At 64.6% G+C, this 5,388-nt stretch carries 5 protein-coding genes; 3 read left to right on the top strand and 2 right to left on the bottom strand.

Annotated features, from left to right (window positions below; translation table 11 throughout):
* The first annotated feature begins 91 nt into the window (after window positions 1-91).
* Complete coding sequence (locus EOA28_RS23680; RefSeq protein WP_127252864.1) at window positions 92-1,273, top strand: MFS transporter; 1,182 nt, start codon at window positions 92-94, stop codon at window positions 1,271-1,273.
* A 28-nt stretch (window positions 1,274-1,301) separates the two neighbouring features.
* Here the strand turns inward: EOA28_RS23680 and EOA28_RS23675 are convergent, their stop codons facing one another.
* Entirely contained in the window at window positions 1,302-2,660 is a 1,359-nt protein-coding gene (locus tag EOA28_RS23675) for a PLP-dependent aminotransferase family protein (RefSeq protein ID WP_127253754.1), read from the bottom strand.
* Window positions 2,661-2,790: 130 nt separating this feature from the next.
* Here EOA28_RS23675 and EOA28_RS23670 point away from each other — a divergent pair, with 130 nt between their 5' ends.
* A complete protein-coding gene (locus tag EOA28_RS23670) occupies window positions 2,791-3,177 on the top strand; it encodes a DUF983 domain-containing protein (protein ID WP_127253753.1) in 387 nt (128 codons plus the stop codon).
* Between the two features lie 100 nt (window positions 3,178-3,277).
* Here the strand turns inward: EOA28_RS23670 and EOA28_RS23665 are convergent, their stop codons facing one another.
* Window positions 3,278-3,988, bottom strand: coding sequence for a DNA helicase (locus tag EOA28_RS23665; RefSeq protein ID WP_127253752.1), 711 nt, complete (start codon window positions 3,986-3,988; stop codon window positions 3,278-3,280).
* A gap of 283 nt (window positions 3,989-4,271) precedes the next feature.
* Between EOA28_RS23665 and EOA28_RS23660 the strand changes: the two genes are divergently transcribed.
* Window positions 4,272-5,270, top strand: coding sequence for a hypothetical protein (locus EOA28_RS23660; protein ID WP_127253751.1), 999 nt, complete (start codon window positions 4,272-4,274; stop codon window positions 5,268-5,270).
* Window positions 5,271-5,388 lie beyond the last annotated feature (118 nt).

Below are 5,388 nucleotides of genomic sequence, written 5' to 3'. Positions count from 1 at the left end.
AGAAAAGCTAAAGCGGTATCGACAATTTCTCCATTGCCGCGTCCGCCGGGCGTGGTTTGAGGCCATGCATTCCTCGCATATGTTTTGAACCATGCTGCCGCTGATTGCCCTTTTCCTTGCCGCCTTCGCTTTTGGCACCACCGAATTCGTCATCGCCGGCGTGCTGCCGGAGGTGGCGCAAGGTCTCGGCGTTTCGGTGCCGACCGCCGGCTATCTCGTCTCCGGCTATGCCTGCGGCATTGCCATCGGTGGCCCTTTGCTGGCGCTCATGACCAGCAAAGTCTCGCGCAAGGCGCTGCTGATCGGACTGACGATCGCTTTCACACTCGGCCAGGTGGCCTGCGCGCTGGCGCCCGATTTCACCGCGATGCTTCTGCTGCGCGTCGCGACCGCGGTGGCGCATGGCTGTTATTTCGGCGTCGCCATGGTAGTTGCGGTCAGCCTAGTGCGGGAGGACCAGCGCGGCCGGGCGGTCGCGGTGATCCTCTCGGGGCTGACGGTTTCCAACGTCATCGGCGTGCCCGCCGGCACCGCGATCGGCAGTCTGTGGGGTTGGCGCGCGACCTTCTGGGTGATGGGCGTTCTCGGCATCATCGCGATCGTCGCGATGCTGGCGCTGTTGCCGCGAACGGCGGGCGCCGCCAGCCGCCCCGCCGGGCTGGCGCGCGAAGTTCGCGTGCTTGGCCGCCAGCAGGTCTGGACCTCGCTGATCCTTATGCTGATGCTGATGATCGGCCAGTTTGCGCCGTTCACCTACATCACGCCAATGCTGCTCGAAGTGACCGGCCTCGACGAGAGCCTGATCCCTTGGGTGCTTTTGCTCAACGGCGTCGGCGCCACGATCGGCGTCCTGGTCGGCGGCAAGCTCGCCGACTGGAAGCTGATGCCCTCGCTGATCGTCATGCTCGCCCTGCAGGCGGTGGCGCTCGGCGTTATCCATCTGGTGAGCCCCTACCCGGTGCCGATGATCGTCGCCATCGTCATCTGGGGCGGTCTGAATTTCGCCATCGGCGCGCCGATCCAGACGCGCATCCTGGCCTGGACGGCCGATGCCTCCAACCTCGCTTCCGCGCTGATCCCATCTGGCTTCAATGTCGGCATCGCGCTCGCCGCGTCGCTGGGTGCTGCGATGCTCAATGCCGGCTACGGCTATCGCAGCCTGCCGCTCGCCGGCGCCCTGGCCATGCTGGTGGCGGTGGTGGTGGCCGTCGGCTCGCAAGCCTGGGAATGGCGCAGCCGCGCGACGCCGCCGCTGCCGGCGGCGGCCGAGTAACGGGCCGCGCCAAGCCACGTTTGCTGCTTCAGACCTTCGGTCGCGAGGAGTCCGGCACTCCCGAAAGGATGGAAGCGAGGCTTTCAAGACCTTCCTTCAGCCGTTTGCGGCTGGAGGTGGCGCCCAGCGCCAAGCGGAAGCCATTGGCGAAATGTGCCCCTGTGGCGAATTCTTCCGCGGGGCTGATGGCGAGCCCGCGGCGGCGGGCAACGTCGGCGAGTTCGCCCGAGCGCAACCGGCTCTCCAGCGGATACCACAGATGCAGGCTGGCCTCCGATGCCGCAAAGCCCTTGGGCAGGATGTTGCGCGCGATTTCCTGCCTGGCCTTGGCCTCAGTCCGCACGGCGGCGGTGATCTCACCGGCAAGGCCGCTGCGCAACCACTCGCAGGCAAGGCCCGCCATCAGCGGCGGCGCCATCATGGTGGTGCCGCGTATTGCTGCCGAGATCCGCTCGGCGGCCTGCGGATCAGGGGCCGCCAGAAAGGCCGTGCGCAGGAAAGGCGAGATGCATTTCGCCAATGTCGCGACATGGAAGGTTCGTTCGGGCGCCAGGGTCAGAAAGGCCGGCGGCGGTGTGGCGAGCAACCTTCTGTAGGGATCGTCCTCGACGATGGTCAGCCCGAGCTTGTCGGCCATGCGGGCGAGTTCGCGCCGCCTGCTTTCGGGCATGACGGATGCGGTCGGATTTTGCAGCGTCGGATTGAGGTAGAGGACGCGTGCGCCGTGCCGCCGCACCGCCTCTTCGAGATCGTGCGGCCGCATGCCGTCACCGTCGTTTGCGACAGCAGCGAGCTTGCGCCGCGTGGTCCCGGCCAGCGCGATCAGCCCGGGATAGGTCAGCGCGTCGGCAAGGATCGTGTCGCCCTCGCGCGTCTCTGCCAGCACGACGGCCGTGAGCAGCGCCTGCGCGCCCGAGCCGACAACGACCCTGTCGACCGGCAGCCTGTCTCCCGCCGCGGCGAGCCAGGATGAGCCGGCGGCGCGCTCCGCGGGCGAGCCTGGGCCGGGATGATAGGAAAGCAGCGCTTCCGCGCTGGAGCGCTTGAGCAAGCCCTCGATGCCCGCCCGGATCAGTGCCGGCAGGTTTTGGCCAGCGGGCGCCGGCGGGATGTTCATGCTGAGATCGAGGACAGGTTCTTCCGGCTCGCCCGGCGTGACGAAGGTGCCGCGGCCCGCCGTCGCGTCGATCAGGTTCCTGCGTCGGGCTTCGGAAAACGCCCGCGTCACGGTCGTGAGATCGACCCCGAGCAGCCGCGCGAGTTCCCGCTGCGGCGGCAACCGGTCGCCCGGCTGCAAGCGGCCGCCCGAGCGGGCATCCGCCAAGGCATCTACGATCTTGAGATAGACCGGTCGCGGTCCCGCCTCCAGAACCGGAAGCCAGCCCATGTCACTTTCTCGTGTCACTTATTCGCATCCATACATTTTGTCGCATTGTCTGCCTACAAGAATGATATATGTATGCATCAGCGATCTCAAGGCCCGTCCAGCTCACGCGAGATCCACCGGAGAAACCATCATGCAAGACCTTGCGCATTATCCACCCCTGGTACCTTGGCAGGTGGGAATCCGCGGCCGCTGCCCGCGTTGCGGCGAGGGCCACCTGTTCGACGGATTCCTGAAACTGGCGCCGAAATGCGAGGTCTGCGGGCTCGACTATTCCTTTGCCGACCCCGCCGACGGCCCGGCCTTTTTCGTCATCTGCTTTGCCTGCGTGCCTTCGGTGCTGTTCGCGGTCTGGGCGCAGGTGACTTTCGAGCCCTCCATGTGGTTCCACGCCTTCGTTTCGATCCCGATCGTTCTCGCGACCTGCATTCCGCCGCTCAGGCCGCTCAAAGGCTGGCTCGTGGCAAGCCAGTTCTACCACAAGGCGGAAGAAGGAAGGCTGGCAAGGCCCGGCGAGTGACCGTTGGCTCGGTTTCGATCATGGGTTCGTCTCGCGGCCCCGGGTTTGTCGAGATTCAGGTCGAGGTCGAGACCGGCATGCCCCCCCACGCGGATCGCTCTCAAGTCGCCTGGAACTGGATTTCGCCTTTGTTCAGGAAACAGGCCTTGTCGAACAGCGACAGGTCAAGCGGGTTCGGCAGCCGGATATCGCCTATATCCGGAAACGGCCTCCTGGCGGGATCGTATGATCTGTCGATCTGCGAGATGAACACTAATACCAGTTCACGTTCCCGGGCGAACGACCTGAGCGCGCGTATCTGCACCAGGAGCTCGGGATTGTCCCGCTTCTGGTCGAGCAGCTGCAGATAGTCGATCACCGCCAGCGTGCCGCGCGGCGCCGACCGCAACGCCTCGATGATGTAAGCGGCGCTGATGGCGTCGGAATTGTCGAACTCGAACAGATGGTCGAAATCCGCAGGGTCGGCGCCGATGTCCCGGAACCGGTCGAGAATGTCGGCATGCATATATTCCAGGGTAAAGAATACGGCGCGACTGCCCCGCTTCATGGCCGCCACGGCGAGCTCGAGGCTCATCAGCGTCTTTCCCTGCCCCGGCCGTGCCGCCACGAGGACCATGTCGCCGGGCATAAGCCGCTCCAGCAGCCTGTCGCCAGGCTCGGCTTCGGGGGCTTTTGCCGCAAGCAGGCTCCAGCTGCCAAAGCCTTCCTTGGCGGCAACGCGGTCGAGCGCCTCGTGAAGGGGGACATTTTCTCGGCGAGACAAGAGCCTCGCCTGGCGTTTCAGATGAAAGACGGGTGCGGAAAGCCGCATCGAAAAACCTCCTGCCGCGAGCAGTCTTGGCAACCCCTCCTTATGCCTGGCGCCCGAACAGTTGGTTGGTGATGGACTGCCCTGCATGAACAATGCTTCCCGATGGAGGGAGGAGGCGTGGGCGCGCCGGAATCAGATCATAGCGCAATCGAAGCAGACCGGAAATCCGACCTGCAAAAAGGCGTCGCTAAACTAGAAGTGTTTCGCCGATGCGTGCGAGACCTTCTATGATCGGCCCGGGTGATTCACAGGTACGAGACGTTTCGACAGGAGGGGCAAAACGGTGCGGTTGAGATCTGTTCCGCTTGGCGCGGCTATCTTTTGCCTTGTCGCAATCCTGGCCGCTCTGACGGCATCGGTCAGCTCATTTGCCGCCTTGCGACCGTCGACCATTCCCGACTGGCTGCAGCGCCATGTCGGCGATGGCGAGGGCCAGATCTCTGAAGTCGTGCTGGAGCGGGCACGCGCGCTCTACCAGAAGAAAGTCAGCGACGGCTCGGTCAGCAATCCCTGCTACTTCGCCATGGACGCGACGCGTCCTGGCGACCTCGGCAACAGCGTGCTCGGCCAGCGTTATTACATCATCTGCGAGGCCAAGCAGCTCTTCCGCGCCGTTTCCTCAGGCCATGGCGGCGGCCGCAACCTGAAGGGCGTCGCCGATTTCTCCAACGGCAGGCGTTGCGCGAAGAATTTCGGCAACGCGATGGATTCCGAGCTGACGGCCGGCGGCGCCTATATGACCGCCGAGACCAAGACCTCCTTCAAGGGCTATTATCGCCTCGGCGCGCAAAACGCGATGTTCATGCGCAGCTTCATCCAGTTCGACGGCGAAGGGGAAGCGGCGAACGCCAGGCAGCGTGTCATCGGGGGGCATCCGGCGGCCATCCTGAAGGGCTTGTGCATGCGCAAGAACCCGCAAAGCTCTTACGCCAACCGTGACGGCTTTGTGCCCTACGGCAAGCTGGTGAATTACGCCGGCGGCCGCAGCAATGGCTGCACCAGCTGGTCGCCAGCCGATGCCGAGCAGATCATCCCCCTGGTGAAGAACAGCCCGACGACGCTCTACATCTATCCGGAATCGCGCGACATCGCCGCCGTTGCGCGCGCCAAGGCCGCAGGCCAGGCGCTCTCAGGCGCGGGCACCTATTGGAACGCCTCCTGCCTGAAGGAGATCGGCACGCCCAAATTCTGGCCGAAGCAGAGGCTTGAGCCGATCATCGCGCAATACAAGAAGGACCATCCGGCGCCGCCGCCGCAGCCGGTGCCGATCTGCCAGGACTGAAGCAATTCCAGGAAAAGTGTGTAACGGTTTTCCGTCCGAAATTACGAAAAAACAAGGGGATAGCGGTTAGCCGGTTCCCCGAAACGGCGAAACGCTCGGCAGCCGCCCCTACTGCAGC

The sequence above is a fragment of the Mesorhizobium sp. M2A.F.Ca.ET.067.02.1.1 genome (assembly GCF_004023285.1).
Taxonomy (GTDB): Bacteria; Pseudomonadota; Alphaproteobacteria; order Rhizobiales; family Rhizobiaceae; genus Mesorhizobium.
The sequence above is the reverse complement of the archived record's forward strand: the minus strand, read 5'-3'. Positions and strand labels throughout refer to the sequence as shown.

Coding starts and splice junctions, on each gene's coding strand:
- EOA28_RS23675 (WP_127253754.1), bottom strand. CDS start 2,660: ATGGGCTGGCTTCCGGTTCTGGAGGCGGGACCGCGACCGGTCTATCTC.
- EOA28_RS23665 (WP_127253752.1), bottom strand. CDS start 3,988: ATGCGGCTTTCCGCACCCGTCTTTCATCTGAAACGCCAGGCGAGGCTC.
- EOA28_RS23670 (WP_127253753.1), top strand. CDS start 2,791: ATGCAAGACCTTGCGCATTATCCACCCCTGGTACCTTGGCAGGTGGGA.
- EOA28_RS23680 (WP_127252864.1), top strand. CDS start 92: ATGCTGCCGCTGATTGCCCTTTTCCTTGCCGCCTTCGCTTTTGGCACC.